The organism is Thioclava pacifica DSM 10166 (genome assembly GCF_000714535.1).
GTDB lineage: Bacteria > Pseudomonadota > Alphaproteobacteria > Rhodobacterales > Rhodobacteraceae > Thioclava > Thioclava pacifica.
Genome location: NZ_AUND01000004.1, coordinates 1 through 20,273 on the forward strand (window position 1 = coordinate 1; position 20,273 = coordinate 20,273).

General features: G+C 63.3%; 18 protein-coding genes. 12 read left to right on the top strand and 6 right to left on the bottom strand.

Annotated features, from left to right (window positions below; translation table 11 throughout):
• Positions 1-165 precede the first annotated feature (165 nt).
• The 5 genes from TP2_RS04345 (at position 166) to TP2_RS04365 (ending at position 4,907) form a co-directional block, all read left to right on the top strand.
• Positions 166-666, top strand: a complete 501-nt coding sequence (locus TP2_RS04345) for a DUF2478 domain-containing protein (protein ID WP_038074003.1) — start codon at positions 166-168, stop codon at positions 664-666.
• A gap of 107 nt (positions 667-773) precedes the next feature.
• Positions 774-2,228, top strand: a complete 1,455-nt coding sequence (gene zwf, locus TP2_RS04350) for a glucose-6-phosphate dehydrogenase (RefSeq protein ID WP_038074005.1) — start codon at positions 774-776, stop codon at positions 2,226-2,228.
• Positions 2,225-2,896, top strand: coding sequence for a 6-phosphogluconolactonase (gene pgl / locus TP2_RS04355; protein ID WP_038074007.1), 672 nt, complete (start codon positions 2,225-2,227; stop codon positions 2,894-2,896). The genes zwf and pgl overlap by 4 nt, the downstream gene beginning before the upstream one ends.
• A gap of 3 nt (positions 2,897-2,899) precedes the next feature.
• A complete protein-coding gene (gene pgi / locus TP2_RS04360) occupies positions 2,900-4,507 on the top strand; it encodes a glucose-6-phosphate isomerase (RefSeq protein ID WP_038074009.1) in 1,608 nt (535 codons plus the stop codon).
• Between the two features lie 79 nt (positions 4,508-4,586).
• Entirely contained in the window at positions 4,587-4,907 is a 321-nt protein-coding gene (locus TP2_RS04365; RefSeq protein WP_038074011.1) for a hypothetical protein, read from the top strand.
• On the opposite strand, the gene TP2_RS04370 is transcribed toward TP2_RS04365, so the two are convergent.
• Positions 4,904-5,329 carry a DUF1489 family protein gene (locus tag TP2_RS04370; RefSeq protein WP_038074013.1) on the bottom strand — a complete coding sequence of 142 codons (426 nt, stop codon included), beginning with the start codon at positions 5,327-5,329 and terminating at the stop codon, positions 4,904-4,906. The genes TP2_RS04365 and TP2_RS04370 overlap by 4 nt on opposite strands.
• Positions 5,330-5,489: 160 nt before the next feature.
• On the opposite strand from TP2_RS04370, the gene TP2_RS04375 reads away from it, so the two are divergent.
• Together TP2_RS04375 and TP2_RS04380 are read left to right on the top strand one after the other, a co-directional pair.
• Positions 5,490-7,754, top strand: a complete 2,265-nt coding sequence (locus tag TP2_RS04375) for an adenosylcobalamin-dependent ribonucleoside-diphosphate reductase (protein WP_038074015.1) — start codon at positions 5,490-5,492, stop codon at positions 7,752-7,754.
• Positions 7,755-8,068: 314 nt separating this feature from the next.
• Positions 8,069-9,160, top strand: a complete 1,092-nt coding sequence (locus TP2_RS04380) for an AAA family ATPase (RefSeq protein WP_038074017.1) — start codon at positions 8,069-8,071, stop codon at positions 9,158-9,160.
• 117 nt (positions 9,161-9,277) lie between these two features.
• Here the strand turns inward: TP2_RS04380 and TP2_RS04385 are convergent, their stop codons facing one another.
• Together TP2_RS04385 and TP2_RS04390 are read right to left on the bottom strand one after the other, a co-directional pair.
• The gene (locus TP2_RS04385; RefSeq protein WP_038074020.1) at positions 9,278-10,615 is read right to left on the bottom strand and encodes a serine hydrolase domain-containing protein; all 1,338 of its coding nucleotides are present in this window, start codon (positions 10,613-10,615) and stop codon (positions 9,278-9,280) included.
• Positions 10,596-12,005: an alginate export family protein gene (locus TP2_RS04390; RefSeq protein ID WP_240473711.1), complete on the bottom strand. Its 1,410-nt coding sequence runs from the start codon at positions 12,003-12,005 to the stop codon at positions 10,596-10,598. The genes TP2_RS04385 and TP2_RS04390 overlap by 20 nt, the downstream gene beginning before the upstream one ends.
• Positions 12,006-12,192: 187 nt before the next feature.
• Here TP2_RS04390 and TP2_RS04395 point away from each other — a divergent pair, with 187 nt between their 5' ends.
• The 3 genes from TP2_RS04395 (at position 12,193) to TP2_RS04405 (ending at position 13,798) form a co-directional block, all read left to right on the top strand.
• A complete protein-coding gene (locus TP2_RS04395) occupies positions 12,193-12,663 on the top strand; it encodes a helix-turn-helix domain-containing protein (RefSeq protein ID WP_051692174.1) in 471 nt (156 codons plus the stop codon).
• Between the two features lie 375 nt (positions 12,664-13,038).
• Positions 13,039-13,263: a DUF2798 domain-containing protein gene (locus TP2_RS04400; protein ID WP_038074025.1), complete on the top strand. Its 225-nt coding sequence runs from the start codon at positions 13,039-13,041 to the stop codon at positions 13,261-13,263.
• Positions 13,264-13,498: 235 nt separating this feature from the next.
• Positions 13,499-13,798: an SCP2 sterol-binding domain-containing protein gene (locus tag TP2_RS04405; RefSeq protein WP_038074028.1), complete on the top strand. Its 300-nt coding sequence runs from the start codon at positions 13,499-13,501 to the stop codon at positions 13,796-13,798.
• 253 nt (positions 13,799-14,051) lie between these two features.
• Here TP2_RS04405 and TP2_RS04410 read toward each other — a convergent pair whose 3' ends face one another.
• Positions 14,052-14,945: a LysR family transcriptional regulator gene (locus TP2_RS04410; protein ID WP_038074030.1), complete on the bottom strand. Its 894-nt coding sequence runs from the start codon at positions 14,943-14,945 to the stop codon at positions 14,052-14,054.
• A gap of 93 nt (positions 14,946-15,038) precedes the next feature.
• On the opposite strand from TP2_RS04410, the gene TP2_RS04415 reads away from it, so the two are divergent.
• Both TP2_RS04415 and TP2_RS04420 read left to right on the top strand, forming a co-directional pair.
• Positions 15,039-16,589, top strand: coding sequence for a proton-conducting transporter transmembrane domain-containing protein (locus TP2_RS04415; protein ID WP_084713948.1), 1,551 nt, complete (start codon positions 15,039-15,041; stop codon positions 16,587-16,589).
• Positions 16,590-16,593: 4 nt separating this feature from the next.
• Positions 16,594-18,960, top strand: a complete 2,367-nt coding sequence (locus TP2_RS04420) for a YbcC family protein (protein WP_038074032.1) — start codon at positions 16,594-16,596, stop codon at positions 18,958-18,960.
• Positions 18,961-19,076: 116 nt separating this feature from the next.
• On the opposite strand, the gene TP2_RS04425 is transcribed toward TP2_RS04420, so the two are convergent.
• Both TP2_RS04425 and TP2_RS04430 read right to left on the bottom strand, forming a co-directional pair.
• Positions 19,077-19,568, bottom strand: coding sequence for a fasciclin domain-containing protein (locus TP2_RS04425; protein ID WP_038074035.1), 492 nt, complete (start codon positions 19,566-19,568; stop codon positions 19,077-19,079).
• Positions 19,569-19,716: 148 nt separating this feature from the next.
• Positions 19,717-20,271 carry a CIA30 family protein gene (locus tag TP2_RS04430; protein ID WP_038074036.1) on the bottom strand — a complete coding sequence of 185 codons (555 nt, stop codon included), beginning with the start codon at positions 20,269-20,271 and terminating at the stop codon, positions 19,717-19,719.
• Positions 20,272-20,273 lie beyond the last annotated feature (2 nt).

Consider the following 20,273-nt stretch of genomic DNA (forward strand, 5'->3'; position numbering starts at 1 on the left):
GTCCTCTTCGAGGACTCCCCCGAGATATTTCGATCAAGAAGAAGTCTCCAATTCCTCTTCTTCTTGATTTAAATATCTCGGGGGTGAATTTCCGATAGGAAAGAGGGGGCAGCGCCCCCTTTCGCCCCCTTGACCGGCTGCGATGGCGGGGTCATTGAGAGGACCATGATCGGGTTTGTCACATGCCACGAACGCGGTGCAGCGGATCGCCTGCTGGCCCAACTCGCCGAACGCCTCGTTCAGGCGGGGCGGCCGGTGATCGGCATGGTGCGGGCTGAAGCGCGACAGCGCTTCGATTGCGAAATGCATCTGCGCCTGCTGCCGGGGGGGCAGATCCGCGCCATCTCGCAGGATCTGGGCAAGGGGGCGTCGGGGTGCTCGCTCGACGCGGGCGCTCTCGAAGAGGTGGTTGCTCAGGTGGGGGCTGCGCTCGAGCAGGCCGCGCCGGGTACGGTGGTCCTGCTCAACAAGTTCGGCAAACAGGAGGCCGCGGGGCGGGGGTGTCGCGATCTGATTGCGCAGGCCATGGCGTCCGATTTGCCGGTTCTGCTGTCGGTGCCGCCCGAGACCCGCGACGATTTCGAAGCCTTTGCAGATGGCTTTGCCGAGGAAATCGTGCCAGATATTCAGGCGCTTGAGGCTTTTCTGTCCCGCGAGGCCGTTTAATCGCGGCCAGCGGCGTTGCTTGCGGGTCCGGCAATGCTAGACTCGAAAGGCGAAGGTGAGTAGAAGGGGCGCGTTAGCGCTAACGGACCTCAAACACGGAGCAGCCCATGGTTTCGCGCGTCATTCCCGTCGATCGGTTCGATCTGGTGATTTTCGGCGCCACTGGCGATCTCGCCAACCGCAAGATTCTGCCCGGCCTTTTCCGCCGCTTCTGCGCGGGGCAGATCCCGGACGGGTCTCGGATCATCGGGGCTGCGCGCTCCGAGATGACCCCCGAGGAATTTCGCGATCAGACCGCGGCGGCGATCGCGGAGTTCGGCGGGAAGCATTCGGGTGACGAGGAAAGTCTCAAGGGGTTTCTCACGCTTCTCGATTACGTGCCAATCGACGCCAGGGGTGAGGATGGCTGGGATGCGTTGAAATCCAAGGTTCGCCCCGAAGAGATCAATGCGTTCTATTTTTCGGTCGCTCCCGCGCTTTTCGGCGATCTCGCCGAGCGGCTGCACAAGCGCGGCATCGCGGGCAAGGACGCGCGGATCGTCGTCGAGAAACCTTTCGGTCGCGATCTGGCCTCGGCCAAGGCGCTCAACGCCACACTGGCTGCCTATTTCGACGAGACGCAGATCTACCGGATCGACCACTACCTGGGCAAAGAGACGGTTCAGAACCTGATGGCTGTCCGTTTCGCCAACATTCTCTTCGAGCCGCTCTGGAACAGCCAGTTTGTCGATCATGTGCAAATCACCGTGGCTGAAACGGTCGGTGTGGGGGGGCGCGGATCGTATTATGACAAGTCTGGCGCAATGCGCGACATGGTGCAAAACCACCTGATGCAGCTTTTGTGCCTGATCGCGATGGAGCCGCCTTATCACTTCGACCCGGACGCGGTGCGTGACGAGAAGCTCAAGGTGATCCGCGCGCTTCAGCCCGTGGTTCCGGCCGATATGGTGCGCGGGCAGTATCAGGCGAGCAAGGACGCACCGGGCTATGTCGAGGATGCCGAGAACCCGGACTCGAAGACCGAAAGCTATATCGCGATGAAATGCCATATCGCGAACTGGCGCTGGGTGAATACGCCTTTCTACCTGCGCACCGGCAAGCGTCTGCGCGCGCGGACCTCGGAAATCGCGATTACCTTCAAGGAACCGCCGCATCTGATCTTCGACGAGGCCGAGGGCGAATGGCGCGAGAACGTGTTGGTCATCCGGCTCCAGCCCAATGAGGGCATGAATCTCAAGATGATGATCAAGGAGCCGGGGCCGGGCGGTATGCGCCTCGTGCAGGTGCCGCTCGATATGTCGTTTGCGGAAGCTCTGGGCGAGGAAGCGGACATCACCGACGCCTATGAACGCCTGATCATGGATGTGATCCGGGGCAACCAGACGCTGTTCATGCGCGGCGACGAGGTCGAGGCCGCCTGGGCCTGGACCGATCCGATCATCGAGGGGTGGGAAGAGCGGGGCGACAAGCCGCAGCCTTATGACAGCGGCTCGTCCGGGCCCGATGATGCGCTGATGCTGATGCATCGTGACGGGCGACGCTGGCGGGAGATCCGTGAATGAATTTTAAGAGTTACCCCGATCGCGAGTTCCTGATGATGGGCCTCGCCGATCGTATCGCGAGCCAGCTACGCGAGACGATCCAGACGCAGGGGCACGCGACCTTTTCGGTGCCCGGCGGGACCACGCCGGGGCCGATCTTCGATATTCTCTCGGGCGTGGATCTCGATTGGGGATCGGTCGCGGTGCTGCTCAATGACGAGCGATGGGTGCCTGAAAGCTCGGAGCGTTCGAACACCCGCCTGATCCGCGAGCGCCTCCTGACCGGGCGCGCGGCCAAGGCGACGCTGGTGCCGCTTTACGCCGAGGCGCCGCGCCCCGAGGACAAGATGGCGGAGCTCGCTGAAGGGATCGCGCCGCATCTGCCGATCTCGGTGCTGCTGCTGGGGATGGGGGCGGATATGCATACCGCAAGCCTCTTTCCCGGCGCCGATCGTCTGGCCGAGGCGCTCTCGGACGATGCACCGATCCTGCTGCCGATGCGCGCCGAAGCGGCGGGCGAGCCGCGCATCACGCTCTCGGCGCCTGTTCTGCGCGACGCGATGCACACGCATATCCTGATCACCGGGGCCGAGAAGCGCAAAGCCATCGAGGCCGCCGAGACCCTTCCCGTGGAACAGGCGCCGGTGCGCGCCGTTCTCAAAGACGCGACCGTTCACTGGGCTGAGTAAGCGATGACCATCTGGCAAGACCTCCTCGACAAAGCGCAATCCGTTCAAAGCCGCGAGATCGCGGACTTGTTCGAAAAGGACAATCGGGCGGCGGGGTTCAGCCGCGAGTCGGGGCCGTTCCTGTTCGATTTCTCCAAGACGAATATCGACGCGGAGACCTTTGATCTACTGGTGAAACTGGCTGAGGAGAAGCAGGTCGCCGCCCGCGCCAAGGCAATGTTCACGGGCGCGAAGATCAACGAGACCGAGGGCCGCGCGGTGCTGCATACGGCGCTACGCAATCTCGACACGGATGTCTTCGTCGATGGCGAGAACGTCATGCCCGAGGTTCGTGCGACCTATGCGCGGATGGTCGATTTCGCCCGCGATGTGCGGGACGGCAAGTTCACGGGGCAGGGGGGCAAGATCACCGATGTGGTCAATATCGGCATCGGCGGCTCGGATCTCGGCCCGGCGATGGCCACGCTTGCGCTTGCGCCCTATCACGACGGGCCGCGCTGCCATTTCGTCTCGAATGTCGATGGCGCGCATATCCATGACACGCTGGCCGGTCTGGACCCGGAAACGACGCTGGTGATCGTGGCCTCCAAGACCTTCACCACGATCGAGACGATGACCAATGCCGAGACGGCAAAGCGCTGGATGGCCGGGAAAGTCGCGGAGCCGGCGGCGCAATTCGCGGCGCTCTCGACCTCGGCCGAGAAGACGGCGGCCTTCGGGATCGACCCGTCGCGCGTCTTCGGCTTCGCCGATTGGGTCGGCGGGCGCTATTCGATGTGGGGGCCGATCGGCCTGTCGCTGATGATCGCGATCGGGCCGGAGGATTTCGCCGATTTCCTCAAGGGCGCTGCGGCGATGGATGCGCATTTCCGCGAAGCTGCGTTCAAGGACAACCTGCCGGTGCTGCTGGCGCTGGTGGGCATCTGGCATAACCAATTCTGCGACTACGCGACCCGCGCAGTTCTGCCCTATGATCAACGGCTTGCGCGTCTGCCCGCCTATCTCCAGCAGCTCGAGATGGAGAGCAACGGCAAGCGGGTCAGCATGGATGGCAAAGATCTACCTTATAACTCTGGCCCGGTCGTCTGGGGTGAGCCCGGCACCAACGGCCAGCACGCGTTCTACCAGCTGATCCACCAAGGCACGCGGATCATTCCGTGCGAATTCATGGTCGCCGCCGAAGGGCACGAACCCGACCTGGCGCATCAGCATCTTCTCCTGGTGGCCAACTGTCTTGCCCAATCCGAGGCGCTGATGCGGGGCCGGACGCTGGACGAGGCGACCGAGATCATGCGCAAGAAGGGGCTGGAGGGGGCCGAGCTCGACCGTCAGGCGCGCCACCGCGTCTTCCCGGGCTCGCGACCCTCGACGACGCTGCTTTACCCCAAGCTCACGCCGGAGGTCTTCGGAGGGATCGTCGCGCTTTACGAACACCGCGTCTTTGTCGAAGGCGTGATCCTCGGGATCAATAGCTTCGATCAATGGGGGGTGGAGCTTGGCAAGGAGCTGGCGCTCGCGCTCGCCCCGGTGCTGAGCGGCGAGGACGCGGGGGAGGGCAAGGACGGCTCGACCCGTCAGCTTGTCGCGCGCATCCGGGCCTTGCGGGGGTGACATCCCGCGCTTGTGACGGAACACCCTCTCTGCTCGCACGTTTTCCGATTGGAATGTTGTGAGTTGAAGGAGGGTTCCGATGATCGAGAAGATGGACAACAGCCCCGCAGGTGTCGCGGGGCTTGAAGCCTCCGGCACGGTTCTCGCGCGGGACGTGACCGAGGCGCTGCGCATAGTCGCCCCGACCCAGAAACTGCTGGTCGAGGTCGCGCCGCGCTTCGATGGCTACATGGCAGAGCTGGTCGGCGGAATGCGCCGGGCTTGCCGGGACGGGCAGGCCGAACGCTGCGCGCTGGTTGTGCCGCAAGACATGCATGACGAGGCCACGATGCAGGGCGAGGGGGATGGGTTGCGCATCTTCACTGCGCGCAATGAGGCCGAAGACTGGCTCGCCTCTTAACGCAGGCCGATCTCGGCAAGCGCCACGGCAAGCTCGCGGGGCAGGGCATCTTCACGGGAGCGGCCCTTGGGCAGATCGCGCGGCGCATCCTCTGGTTTGAGATAGCGCCAGCCCTGAAACGGGCGGCGCATCAGCGCCTCGGTGCGCACCACCTCACGATCAAGCACAATGGCGCAGCGCGCGATCCCGTCAGCGCCCATCACCTCGGACAGCTCAAGGATACGCTGGCGCGCGAGCACAGCGCCCTTGAACACCCAGTAAAGCGACCCGCCGTTCAGGATCTCATCCGCGCGTTTGGGCCACATTCGCGTGACATGCATCGCCGGGCCGCTGCCATAGCGACTGGACTGCCACGCGATCAGGTCCTCGACCTTCTCGGCGCCGACGCAAAGTTTGATCAGGTTCACAGTGTTTTCACCCATGATCCCTAGTTAGGATTTTGATCCCTTCACGGCAATGTCCGATTTGCATCTGGTCAGGCGGAGGGGCCTTAGGTATAGTGGTTATCCGCCCCCGGCGCACGATATGCGGCGGGGGCGTCTGATTTCTGAGCATTTCCGCACCGACCGTCGAGAGGACCGAATGAGCCGTTTTGCCGCCCCCATCGCCGAGCAGATCTGGGATATGAAATACCGCCTGAAAGAGCAGGACGGCACGCCCATCGACGCAACGGTGGAAGATAGCTGGCGGCGGATTGCACGGGCCCTGGCCGAGGTTGAGGACAAGCCCTCTGAATGGGAAGAAAAATTCTACCATGCGCTGGAAGACTTCAAATATCTTCCCGCTGGGCGGATCACCGCAGGGGCCGGCACGGGGCGTGCGGTGACGCTCTTCAACTGTTTCGTTATGGGCACGATCCCGGACAATATGGGCGGCATCTTCGACATGCTCAAAGAGGCCGCGCTGACGATGCAGCAGGGCGGCGGAATCGGGTATGATTTCTCGACGATCCGCCCGCGCGGCGCCGAGGTGAAGGGCGTGGCGGCCGATGCCTCCGGCCCGCTATCGTTCATGGATGTCTGGGATGCGATGTGCCGCACGATCATGTCGGCGGGCTCGCGTCGCGGCGCGATGATGGCGACGATGCGCTGCGACCATCCCGATATCGAGAATTTCATCACCGCCAAGCAGGACTCGGCCCGGCTGCGGATGTTCAACCTCTCGGTGTTGGTGACGGATGCCTTCATGGAAGCGGTGAAGGCTGATGGCCCTTGGGATCTGAAATATGACGGCAAGGTTTATCACACGCTGAACGCCCGTGATCTGTGGAACAAGATCATGCGCGCGACCTATGATTACGCCGAGCCGGGCGTGATCTTCATCGACCGCATCAACAAGATGAACAACCTCAACTATGTCGAGCAGATCGCCGCGACCAATCCCTGCGGCGAGCAGCCCCTGCCGCCCTATGGCGCCTGCCTGCTCGGCTCGATCAACCTCGCGCGTCTCGTGACGAACCCGTTCGAGGGTAATGCCGCGCTGGACCCCGCAAAGCTCGACGAGCTGGTGCGTCTGGCCGTGCGGATGATGGATAACGTGGTCGACGCCTCGCGCTTCCCGCTCGAGGCGCAGCGCGAAGAGGCGCAAAACAAGCGCCGGATCGGGCTGGGCGTGACGGGTCTGGCCGACGCGCTCCTGATGCTGGGGCTGCGCTATGGCTCTGAAGAGGCGGCTGCGCAAACCGAGGCCTGGATGAAGCTGATCGCGCGGGCGAGCTATCTCGCCTCGGTCGATCTGGCGAAGGAAAAGGGCGCTTTCCCGCTCTTCGATGCCGAGAAATATCTCAACTCCGGCAATATGTTGCAGATGGATGATGATGTGCGCGAGGCGATCCGCAAACACGGCATCCGCAACGCGCTGCTGACCTCGATCGCGCCGACCGGGACGATCTCGCTTTACGCGGGCAACGTGTCGAGCGGCATCGAGCCGGTCTTCGCCTATGCCTATACCCGCAAGGTGCTGCAGCCCGACGGCTCGCGCACCGAGGAAGAGGTGGTCGATTACGCCGTGCAGATGTGGCGCGACAAGTTCGGTGACAAACCCTTGCCCGACTATTTCGTCAACGCCCAGACCCTTGCGCCGATGGATCACGTCCGGATGCAGGCGGCGGCGCAGAAATGGATCGACTCGAGCATTTCCAAGACCATCAACTGCCCCGAGGATATCCCCTTCGAGGAGTTCAAATCGGTCTATATGGAAGCCTGGGACACCGGCTGCAAAGGCTGCACGACCTATCGCCCGAACGATGTGACGGGTTCGGTTCTCAGCGTCTCCGAGAAGGAAGAGAAGGCCCCCGAGGTCGATCAGGGCGCCGAGGTGGTCTACCTGACCGAGCCGCTGGACCGTCCCGCCGCGCTGGAAGGTTCGACCTACAAGATCAAGTGGCCGGGCTCCGAGCATGCGATCTACATCACCATCAACGATATCGTTCAGGGCGGCCATCGCCGTCCCTTCGAGGTCTTCATCAACTCCAAGAACATGGAGCATTTCGCCTGGACCGTCGCGCTGACCCGCATGGTCTCGGCCGTGTTCCGTCGCGGCGGTGACGTGTCCTTCGTGGTCGAAGAGCTGAAAGCCGTGTTCGACCCGCGCGGCGGCGCCTGGATGCAGGGCAAATACGTCCCCTCGATCCTCGCGGCGATCGGCGGCGTGATCGAGCGCCACATGATTGCGACGGGCTTCCTCGAAGGCGAGGGGATGGGCCTGAAATCCGACCCCGAGGCCGAGAAAATGATCGTCGGCGAAGCCCCGCGCGGCAAAGCCTGCCCGTCCTGCGGGAGCTACGCGATGCGGATGGTCGAAGGCTGCATGACCTGCGCCGATTGCGGCCACAGCAAATGCGGGTGACGCGGGAGCGGGGCTGATATTATTGAGCACCGCATAAAATGTCCATTCCGGTAGGTTTTTGTCCATTCCGGAAAGCATAACGTGACCATCGAAGGCTCGGCCTTCGGTGGTTTTTCTTTTGTTTCAATGCCTTGACTTGTCGTCGGCGAAGGGGCTTTCTAATCCGTTTCCGGCGCTCCGGGCCGGTTGACGTCGCCTCGGGAAATCGACTTAACCTCCACCCAAACCCGGGTTCCTCATCATCAACGCCTCGCAAGCAGCCGTTTCGCGAGGGGCGTCAGCGGCGCGTGCCGCCTGACCAGAAGGAGCCTGCCATGTCCGACCATTTCCCGATCTGTGATCTTCGCTTCGATCTCGAGACCTCATCCTCGAAGATCGAGGCACAACTCACCAGGTTCCTGCGCAAACTGCGTTGGGTGGCGCAGGGCCACGATCCGGCTGACTTCGACGCGGTGCGCGATGATGAGTGCTGGGACGACGCGATGCGGGCCTGTCGCCCCAGCTTGCATGATGGCGACAGGATTCGGCGTCGGGCCTCTGTGCTCGCGGATCGGCGGCTCAGCGCGTCGGGAATGGCACATCTGGGTCGAGAGGCACGGGAGACGCTGGCGGGGCTCAAACACGGCGTGCGCATGGTGCGGCTCGCGAGCGAACACCGCGCCGACGAGATTGCCGCCGCTCTGCACGAGGAGATGCCCTGGATGGGCCGCGCGAGCGAGATCGCCTGGAATGCGATGCGTGAGAGTGTGCGCGAGGGTGCTCCGGCCTTGCGCCTGCCGCCGCTCCTCCTCGATGGACCTCCGGGCATCGGAAAGAGCCATTGGGCGCGGCGATTGGCAGAGCTGATCGGCACGCCCTCGGAACTGATCGACGCTGCGAATGAACCGGCCGGCTTCGCGGTCGCGGGTAGCCAGAAAGGCTGGTCGACGGCCCATCCCGGCCGACCTGTGGAACTCATTCTGCGCGAGCGCGTGGGCAACCCGGTCATCGTGATCGACGAGGTGGACAAGGTGGGCGATGTGCGTTCGAACAAGGGCTTCAGCTTTGCGTTGAGCAACGCGCTCCTGCCGCTGCTCGAACCCCTCAGCGCCCGGACCTGGAACTGCCCCTATCACAGGGTGCGGTTCGATATGCGGTGGATTGGCTGGATCCTGACCTCCAACAACCGTCGGGTCGTGCCAGCGCCGCTGCTGAGCCGTTGTCGCGTGCTCGATATCCCACCGCTCTCTGGCGCGCATCTGGCGTATTTCACGCGCCGGGCGGGGACGGCACGCGGCCTGCCGGCGGATACGATCGAAGCGTTGGCAGACATGCTGCGAGGCGCCGGGCGCGGATGGGATCTGCGCGCAGTGATCAAGGTGATCGATGGTCTCGCGGCGCACGAGAACCGACCGACATTGCAGTGAAAGGGGCAGAGTGAAATGGCGGAGTAGGGCGGAAAGCAGACATTCGCTGCGCGAACCACGAAGGTCGGCAATGCGAAGAGAGCGCACAGTCCGGTGTCGTCAGCGCGATTAGCTGCGTCACCGCGACATCAGATACTCCGCAACGGCCTGATAGGCGGGAAGCGAGGTCGGATCGATGAAGCCGTTTTGCGCCTGCGGATAGGAAGCGAACCGCACGAGGACCATCTTTGCCGTCGGATCGACATAGATGGTTTGCCCGTGAACGCCGCGCGCCGCGAAGGCGCCGTGATCGTTGTGAAAGACCCACCATTGGCTCGTATAGCTCCCGTTCGGGATGGTCGGAAAGCCGCTGAACTTCGACGGATCACCGCCCTTGCGAATGTGCTCGACCACTTCGGCCGGGAAAAGTCGCTTGCCCCCGAACGCGCCCTCATCGAGCATGATCTGCCCAAGCCGGCCCAAATCGCGCAGGCTGGCCGAGATGCCGCCCCCAGCGAAGGGCACGCCCTTGGCATCGACCGTCTGATAGGCGTCCTGTTCCGCGCCCATGGGCCGCCAGAGCCGTTCCGAGGCAAGCTCCGTCACCGACTTGTTCGTGACCCGGCTGATGATCCAGCCCAGCATGTCGGAATTGATCGTCTTGTAATGGAAGGCTGCGCCATGTTCGCCGTCGGGCTTCACCTGCTGGAGATATTCCCAATAGCCGTTGGGGCCCGTGTAACCCTCGGGTTTGGGCAGCGGGCTTGCCGCGGCGGAATAAAGCCAGATATCCGCGTTCGGGTCGGAATAATCCTCGGAATATTTGACCCCGGTCGTCATATCCATCACCTGCCGGACGGTCGCCGTCGCAAAGGCGCTTTCGCCGATCTCGGGGATGATGTCGCGCACCAGCAGCGTATCGTCGAGCTTGCCCTCGGCCACCAGAATTTCGCCCAGAAGCCCGGTGACGGATTTCGTCATCGACATGGCCGCGTGTTTTCCGGTCTCGTCGAGACAGCCGAAATACCGCTCATAGACGACCTCGCCCTCATGCAGGATCAGGATGCCATCAGTGTAATTGGCGTAAAGCGATTGCTCCCAGGTCATCGGGGCTTCGGCGTTCAGCGGCGTGAAGCTGAGCGCGTCGATTTCCTGGCGCAGATCGGCGAAACGCGGCGCAGAGGGATAGCGCAGCGTGGATGGGGCCCCGAGACCGCGGCTGATTTCCTCGGTCGGCAGGAATTCCCGCAGGTGGCAGACCGACCAGCGCAGCTTCGGGAAGCTGAAGAAGTTCGAATCCGGCTGGGTAATCAGCTTGTCGGCGGGCGGCGGAAAGCCCTGCATCCAGCCCATGACGCGCGGGTCGGAGTCCTGCGCGGAAAGCGGTGTGGATTGGGCGAAGGCCGCAGGTGCCAGACAGAGCGTCGTGACCAGGGTGACCGTCTGCGCGATCCGTTTAGAAATTGACGACGACATTGAGGAAGCCTCCGGTCCAGTTGGGCACCTTGCCCGCCACGGCATTCTTGATCCCTTTGCCGGGGATCGAGACGCTGACCCCTGCGGTCAGGAAGGTGTTGCGGTTGATGATACGGCTGTATTCGAGAAAGACGTCATCGGAGAGATGCGCGTTGGTGACGCCGGAGAGGACGTTCGCCGTCGCACCTGTCGTGTCGAGCCGGGTCGCCTGTCCGAACTGGATCGGGCTGTTCAGCTCGTTCGCGCGGATATGGGCATAGCGCAGGGTCACGCTGTCCTGACGGGTCGGCTGAAGTTTCAGCGCGAGGCCATGGGCCTGAACGTTGGAATTGATGAACACCATCGAGGATTTCGACCCCGTCGCCCAGGCGCTTGGAGACCCCTCATAGTAAAGCGGATCGAAGCGCTCGAGCCGGGCCGTGTTCGGGTCGTCTCCCGAGAAGGTCTGGTAGGAATAGGTCAGCGTCGGCGACCAGGGCAAATCCGCGAAGGTATAGCCAAGCTGGACGCGCCCGGCCCAGGCGGCCAGATCAATCCGGTCATTCCACTCATAGGCGAAATCCGCCGAGGCGACCCAGTTCTCGAAGGCGCCGTAAAACGGATTGGTCCGCGCATACAGGTTGAGCGCATTCGTTCCGTCGCGGGCACCGGGCAGGATCACGGGCGCGCCCAGACCTCCGGGGGCCGCCTGAATATAGGCGGAGTCGGAATTGAGCACATTGACATAGGTAAGCCCGAGATACCCCCCGCGCGGATCGTCAAAGCGCATATCCATACCGGCGAGCCTGTTATGCCCGTCGCTCGCGGGGCGCTCGTTCGGGTCGATATAGAAGGTGGTTGCCGCGAATGCGCCTTGCGTGATCTTTCCGATCGCGGCCATTTCCCAGGCCTTGCGCGGTCCGAATTTCAGCGCCCCACGCTCGAAGCCGCTCGAGCCGCCATTGGCGATCAGCATGCCGGTGCCGAGCTTCAATTCACGCGGGCCAAGCGAGATATCGAAGCCCATACCTTCAGCCTGCTGCATGCGAAGGCCGAGATAGGCTTCCTCAATCGTCGTGCGCCCGGTATCGCCGTAGTCATAGGCATCGGTGCCAAGAGTGTAAGATGCGACCGCCGAGAGTTTTCCGTAAAAGACCTGTCCCGCGTCGAGCCTCTTTTCGAAGCTCACGCCGGGCTTGATGTAGAACTCGAGCCAATTCTTGTCCGCGTTGAAGCCCGAACCCGGTGCGAAGCTGTCGGCGAAATCCCAAAACAGGTTCTGTTCGCTGACGGCGTTCACCCCGGCTTGCAGATGGGTGCGAACCGTCAGGCCGTTGTCCTCGTAGAGGATCGTCGGATCGCGTTCCTGCGCATTGGTCGCGGTGCCCAATACCAGGGCGGCACAGGACACCGTCAGGGCGGACGCAAATCTTCGTCCAGCACGCGCAGAGAAAACTTGGGGCTCAGGCTTCATTGCACACCCGTCGTTGCCACGAGACGCCCGTGAGCTTCGGGCAACATTCACGCTACCGTGATCGCATTGACCTTCAAGAGGAATGGCGCCCAAAATGGGCGACGCGGCAATTTAGGAGGTTCAGATGCAGGTGGGACAGCACAAGGGACGCGATTTCATCCGCGAGAATTTCGGTGCGATTTGGCCTGTGCATCTCTCCGCCTTCACGCGTCTTCTGGCGCAGTTTCGCGCACGGTTCGATGGGGACCTCGATCTGCTGCTCGTCCTGGCCGTCATCGGAGAGCGGACCCGGCCCGAGAACTGGAATCCGCAACTCGTGTCTTTGGAAGATCTCGCGACGCGCGCTGAGGATCGGCGATCTCAATATGCAATCAACATCCAATCGATCGCGGATTACAGCGGCATCCCGAGAGAGACCGTGCGCCGAAAGGTTCTGGTCTTGCAGGAAAAAGGCTGGGTGCATCGCGGTGAGGACGGGAAACTCTCGATCTCACCCAATGCGGCCCCGAATCTCGCAGATGCGACCGGCGACGCGATCGCCTATCTCGAAAAGATATTTTGCGCGTTCGATACAGCTCGCGATGCTGGAAAGTGAGTGCGTGGGAACGCGTGAGCCGCCCTGATACGGGGGGGCACCAGCGGTCGCGTCAAAGCGGCAACGAGCCAATCGAAATCTGCTGCGCATCGACCAATGCCCTGGCCGCTTTTCTACACCGAAATAACGTTACGGACCGGGCGCATGCAGAGCGATAATCGCTCCCAAGCGAAGCGTCACCGAGCTTGCGGGACGCGACCCGCAGTTGTAAGTCCTCGGGGCCGAGAAGATTTCAAGGCCGGTTGGTTATTCCGGCCCTCTGTCACACAGAGATCCAGTCGCACCAATCTGCGAACCCGCGGCATCGACCTATCACTGGTCGGTGTCGGGGGAGTTACTTCTGCCCCGTCCGACCACAACTTGGAAAAGACGGAAATGAAACGAAAGACCCTCATCCTCGCGCAATTACTCATCACCTTCATGATGGCTGTCCTGATGTCTGGCACCATGTCCCTCATCGCCATTGGGCCGACTGAGGAATGGCTCGCGAACTGGCCGCGGCAGGCGCTCGTCGCTTGGCCAATCGCTTTCATTTTTACGCAAGTGGTTACCCCTTTGGCCTTCGCCGTGGCAAACCGCGCGACGGTAGAAAAGGCTTGAATTGAAATTTTCAACATGCACCGGGTGGAGCCCGGTGCATGGAACGAGGTTGCCACTCATAGATCGCTGGAGCAGACCAAGATTCCAAGCTCAGATTCGTTACGAGAACTGACTTTAGCGGCGCTTAGACTGAACGGCAGCCCTGGGCGGGAAGCGCAATTCTCTGGTCAAGACACAGCGTCAAACTGGACAGAGCAACCGAAAAGAGTGTCCATGCTTGGCGAAGGAGAACAACATGACCCAACCAAGTAAAGCTGAAATCTTGGACCTTGTGAGCAAACGCTCAAAAAATCGCATAAAGGGCAGCGTGCGGCTAGAGATGCCGGGCACAGCGACGCTCTATGTGGACGAAACGGGAGCAATTGAGAGCGATCAGGCCGCTGACATAACTCTGACGGCGGACGCTAGCGTGTTCTACGACATAGCAATGGGAGTAAAGAACCCCGCAAAGGCGTTTATGATGCGCCAGCTAAAAGTTGACGGAAATCCTATGAAAGCGCTCAAAATTGGAGAAATCCTGAGCACGACGGGCTAGATTTCTTGACCCAACACGACCCGGCTTCATCGCAGGGTTGATGTATTCCTCAAGCGAGACGCGGTGTTGCTGGGAAACGCGCAAGTGCTCGGTCGATACAACAGCCGCGAATTGCAGCTCATTTCGGATCATGCGCGAGCGGCGAATGTCCGTTTGGGCGGGTCGCGCCGCAACGGTCACTCGGCGGGATGAATGTCCGCAAAGGGCCGAACCATGAGTCAGCACCATCGCGCTATCGTTTGGCACTCCTGCGTCAGTCAGCCCTCGGCGCCTCGGCCTCGCGCGCCTTCTCCAGCATGTCCGTAACCACTGGGTTCGGAAATCGGCGCTGCAGGGTCACGGCGTAGAAATCCTCGCCGATATCGAGATCGAAAGGCGCAGTCATGAGCAACCCTTCACGGAGTTCGTCTGCCAGAACGACCGCGGGCGTGATCGCAAGGCCTGCATCCTCTCGGGCCAGAAGGCGGATCATGGCCATGTCGTCGACTTCCGCCGCCACTTGTGGGCGCAATCCGAGTCGCGTGATCAGACTGTCGAACCCGGTCCGGATCGAACTGTCGGTCGGCAGGATCACAGGCTCCTCGCGCAGCATCTCCTCAAGCGTGGCGTGCCGCAGCCGGTGCGGCGTGCCATGCAAGAGAACCTTCTGTTCTGCGACGCGATGCGCGATGAAGCTCGAGAACACGTCACGGGCGGGCGGCTCGGTCGTCAGAACCACGTCGAGCGCCATCGCCTGCAGGGCCTCGAACAGCACGTTCGCGCTGCCTGACCGCAGCACGATCTCCACATCCTGACGCCCGATGATCGGTGCGAGAAACCCGATCTGGAAGTTGCGCGAAAGCGTCGAGAGCGCCCCGATGCGCACCGCTTGACGCCCCGCCGAAGCTTGCCGCAACGTGGCTTCAAGTTCTTCGCCCGCCTCGAAGATCCGCTCCGAATAGTCGAGCGTGATATGGCCCACCTCAGTCAAAACCAATTGGCGACCGCGGCGCTCGAACAGCTGGTGCCCGATCCGCGCCTCCAGCGTGCGGATCTGCGTCGAGAGCGCAGATTGCGAGACGTTCAACCGCTCCGCCGTGCGCGTCAGGTTTCCGTCCTTTGCGACCTCATGGAAATAGCGCAGATGATGATAGTTCAGTTCCGACATCGTTCCATTAAACAGAACGATATGAAGCAAACAATGAATTTTTATTCAAGATGAACCACCGCTACCTCTCCCCGGAACGGAATGGAGGTTGCCATGTCTTATCTTCTACTGCTGCCCCCGGCGCTCTTGATCGCGGTCGGCACAGATCTGCTTCTGCGTCCCGCGGCACGGGCCGGGGCGCGCCTGCGCGGGCCGGAACTGGCCGCGGCGCTGGGACTTCTCGCGACAATGATAGCGGCAGTGACGCTTGTGCTGTCGGGACCCGAGACAAGCCCGCTCTTCGGAGTGGCGGGCATCGGGCTGTCGGCGCGCAGCGATATCGTCAGCATCTCTCTCGCGCTGACGGTCGGCTTCGTCGGCTGGGTAGTGCTGCGCTTTTCGCGGGTCGCGCTTGATGGCGAGGCGCGCCAAAGCTGGTTCATGGGCTGGATGAGTCTGACACTCGCCTGTGTGCTGGCGCTCGTGGTCGCGGGCAACCTGTTCCAGCTGATGGTTGCTTGGATCGCAGTCGGCTCGGGTCTGCAGCGGCTCCTGCTCTTCTACCCTAAGCGCCATGGCGCGCAGCGGGCGGCACGCAAGAAATCCTTTAGCGGGCTGATCGCAAGCGGCGCGCTTCTGATCGCGGTGAGCCTGCTCGCGTATGGTTTCGGCACCACCGACATCGCACGTATCGCCGAGGCCGCGCGCGCCGGAAACGGGCCGTCCTCGCTCTGGATCGTGGCGGGCCTTCTCGGCCTCGCGGCGGTGTTCAAATCCGCGCTGATCCCGACCCACGGCTGGCTGACCGAGGTGATGGAGGCCCCGACCCCGGTCTCGGCGCTGATGCATGCGGGCGTGGTCAACGCCGGAGGTTTCCTGCTGATCCGCTTTGCCGATGTGATGCTGTCCGCGCCCGGCGTGCTCGCGGTGCTGGCGCTGGTCGGCGGGTTCAGCGCGCTGGTCGCGGCGGCGGTGGCAACGACGCAATCGGCGGTGAAGACCTCGCTTGCCTGGTCCACCTGTGCGCAGATGAGCTTCATGGTGCTGCAATGCGGACTGGCGCTGTTCCCGCTGGCGCTTCTGCATATCGTGGCGCATTCGCTCTACAAGGCGCATGCCTTCCTGTCCTCCGGCAGCGCGGTCGCCGCAGTGGCGCAGCAGCGTCGGCCCGGCCCTGTCGCTGTGCCGGGCGCCGGGGCGGTGCTGCGTGCTTTTGCGCTCTCGCTTGCGATCTATGGCGGGGCGCTCGCGCTCTCCGGGCTCTGGCACGAGCCGCCACAGGCGATCGCGCTCGGTGCCATCCTCGTCTTCGGTGTGGCCTACCTGATCGCGCAGGGGCTGGCGGAGGCCGCGCCCTGGCCTCTGTTCTGGCGCACGACGCTGATGTCTCTGGGCGCGACCCTTGGCTATTTCGCGCTGCATTGGGGGGCGAATGCGCTCTCGGCGGGCACCCTGCCGCCGCCGCCCGTCGCCGATCCGCTGATCTGGCTCGTGATGCTCCTGACCGTCGTGGGGTTCGGTCTCGCGGCATGGGCGCAGGCGACGTTCCCGCTCTGGGGCAGCCATCCGGCTGCGGCGGGGCTGCGGGTCCATCTGATGAACGGTCTCTATCTCAATGCGCTCACCGATCGGTTGATCGGGCAGACTCTCCTCAAGAAAGGTTAAGGCAATGAGCTTCCACAGCTATCAGTTTCCCGGCACCACGCTGCAACTCTTTGCCGCCGCCGAAGATGCGTTGGCACAGATTCCGCCCGCCTTCAGCTTGGAGGCGACGGTCGCGGTGAACCCCTACCTCGGTCAGGCCGGAGAGAGCCGCCTTCGGGCCGCGAGCCGGCTGGCGCGGGTGGCGGGCGCGCGGATCACCGCCCCGCGCGAGGTGATCGCCGCGTGGCTCGAGGCCGGGCGCGTGACGGAGCAGGACATCGCCGCCGCCGCTTTAAAGGCCGGGCTCGATCCCGATCAGGTGCAAAAGGCGCTTCATGCCCCTTCGCCCGCCTATTGCCCCGATCCAACGCTGGCCGATCTGGCGGCGCGGGAAACCGGGCAGGATTGGCCCGCTCTGATCGCCGACCGGGTCGGTCTGTGGGCTGGCGGGCATTTCGACAAGGGGCAAGCGCTCTGGCCCGCACCGGGCGGATCGGCCTTCAAGGCGTGGCGGGCTTTCGCGCTACGCGACCTGACGCCGGGCTTACATGGACTGCGCGGCTTCTGCGCCTTCGTGGCGAGCCTGCCCACGGATCCACGTGCGGCCTTCGCGGAATTGTGCGGCAAGCTCGGTCTGAGCGCCGAGGCCGCACCCCTCTATCTGCATCGGCTCGCGATGAGCCTCGGCGGTTGGGCACAATATGTGCGCGGGCTCGGCTGGGTCGATGGGCTGAAGGGCGAACGCAACGCGCTGGGGTTCGAGATGTTGGTAATCCGGCTCGCTTGGGAGGTGGCGCTGCTCGACTGCTTCGCCGACCAACTCGCCACGCCCTGGACGCAGGCGCTGAAAGCTCATGCCGCGCCGCTGGAGCCGAGCCACGATCTACGCATCGATCTGGCCCTGCAGGAGGCTGCCGATCAGGCCGAGGAGCGGGCGCTGGCCGAAAAGCTTGCCACCTCGGGAGGCAGGGCTGGCGCACCGAAGCCGGACATTCAGGCGATCTTCTGCATCGACGTGCGTTCCGAGCCATTCCGGCGGGCGCTGGAAGCCGCTGATCCTGGGGTGCAGACGCGTGGCTTCGCGGGGTTCTTCGGCCTGCCGATCGCGCATCTCGGGCTGGCCTCGGATCAGCGCGAGGCGCGGGCGCCGGTGCTGCTGGAGGCGGCGCTCAACTCGCAGGTCGCGGTGAGCGGCAAGGCAGACCAGGCGGAACGGATCACCCGGCGCGCGACCCGCGCCTGGGGCCGGTTCAAGCTGGCCGCGGTCTCATCCTTCGCCTTCGTGGAGGCGGCCGGGCCGCTCTATTTGGGCAAGCTATTCAGATCGGCGATGGCGCAGGACTACGCCCCGTCCCCTGAACCTGTGCCCGCACTCGACCTGCCCTCGGACAAGCGGATCGCACTCGCGGGCCGGGTGTTGCGGGCAATGTCGCTTACCTCCGGTTTCGCGCCAGTGGTGCTGATCGCGGGGCACGGTGCGCATGTCACAAACGCGCCGCATGCGAGCGCCCTGCAATGCGGGGCTTGTGGCGGCCATGCGGGCGATGTTAACGCGCGGCTTCTGGCCGAGCTGCTCAATGATCCGGTGGTGCGCAAGGGGCTTTCGCGGAGCGGTATCGCGATCCCGCCTGAGACGCGTTTCCTCGCGGGGCTGCATGACACGGTCAGCGACGCGCTGCACCTGTTCGACGAAGGGCTCGGCGCGGTGCCGAAGGCGCATCTGGTGCGGCTGCGGGCGGCGCTCTCGAAGGCGGGCGAAATCGCGCGGACGGCGCGGGCACAAGCCCTGCCCCGCGCGGGATCGGAGGCCGACCTGTCCCGGCGCGGCAAGGACTGGTCCGAGCTGCGGCCCGAATGGGGTCTGGCCGGATGCCGCGCCTTCATCGTGGCGCCGCGGGCGCGCAGTCTGGGCTGTGATCTTGGCGGGCGGGCCTTCCTGCACGATTACCATTGGCGGCAGGATGACGACTTCGCCACGCTGGAACTGATCCTGACCGCCCCCGCAGTGGTCACGAGCTGGATCGCACTGCAATATCACGGTTCAGCCACCGCGCCCGAAGTGTTCGGGGCAGGCAACAAACTGCTGCACAACGTGGTCGGCGGGATCGGCGTGTTTGAGGGCAATGGCGGCGATCTGCGGGTTGGGCTGCCGACGCAGTCGCTGCATGACGGGGAACAGCTGCACCATGATCCGCTGCGGCTCTCCATCGTCGTCGCGGCCCCGACGGAGGCGATCTCGGGCGTTCTGGAGCGGCACCCGCAGCTCAAGGCGCTGTTCGACAATGGCTGGCTTTCGCTGCAGGCGATGGATGACGCGGGCCGGATCAGCGCGCGCTATGACGGCGGCGTTTGGATAGAACCTGGGCAAGCGCCCCAGATCCGGGCCGCCTGACCGAAACACCAGTTGGAAAGTCAAAAACTGGGGGTTGCCCGCGCGAAGACCCATCACGCGCGGGCAACCGGGAGAAACGCCTGCCGTTGGATTGGAGGAAGCGGCAGGCGTCCCGTTTACATCTTCGGCATGATCACCGAGTCGATGACATGGATCACGCCGTTGCTGGCCTCGATATCGGCCTGGGTGACAGCCGCCTCATCGACCATGACGGCGGGGTCAGTCTTGATCGTGACCTGCGAGCCTTGAACGGTCTCGGCCATCATCCCGTCGCTCAGGTCGCCCGACATGACTTTGCCCGGCACGACGTGGTAGGTGAGGATCGCCGTCAACGTGTCCTTGTTCTCGGGCTTCAGCAGGTCTTCGACCGTGCCAGCGGGCAGTTTGGCAAAGGCCTCGTCGGTGGGCGCGAAGACGGTGAACGGCCCTTCGCCCTTGAGCGTATCGACAAGCCCTGCGGCCTGAACGGCCGCGACCAGCGTGCCGAAGCTGCCCGCGCCGACGGCGGTATCGACGATGTCCATCTTGCCATGACCATCGGCATAGATCGGGGTGGAAACGAGGGCGGTGCCTGCGACGACCGCCGCCATGAAGGTTCTTCTCAGCATACTCATACTCCCTTGTTTGGACCCTTTGCGGATCATGTAGGGGTTACGAGCTTTGCCCGAGATTGGATCACAGGACGCTCTCGGATCTGCACGCAATCGCGAGCGGTTTTGAGCCGAGAGGCCCCCACGAGGAGCCCCCCGGAGGCGCTCAGTAAAAGCCGATTTCCTTCACGTCGATCAAGGCGTCATACTCCTTGCCATAAGCAACGACGCCGATGGATTTAAGGTCTTTCGCGCGCGGTTCGGCGCGCAGCATCCCGCCCGAAGGCGTGAAAGCCGCGAAGGGCAGCTTCACCTCCGTCCAGCCTGCCGTGGCATGAAACCGCGCCTGATAATACTGCCAGGGCAACAGCATCGTGCGGCTGCGCAGATGGACAAAGTAATCCTCGTCGTTGCCGCGCATGACGATCCGCACGCCGCGCGCGCCCTCTGGCGGCGCATCGAGTTTCATCTGCATCTGGATGAAACCACCGCGGTTTTTCGTGCTGACCTTGCCGCGGAGGCGGGCGAAATGTGTAGCGCCCTCGCGCTCGAAGCTGAGCTGTCCGGTCGAGACGCCACCCATCACCGTATCGGTGAAGACACGCCAGCGGGTTTCGGGGTGGTTCGAAAAGGTCTCGGGGAGCATCGGTTCACCTCGGGCAGAGAGGGTTGCGCTAAGCAGCATTGCGATCGTGAGCAGGGATTTGAGGGTCACGGGCATCC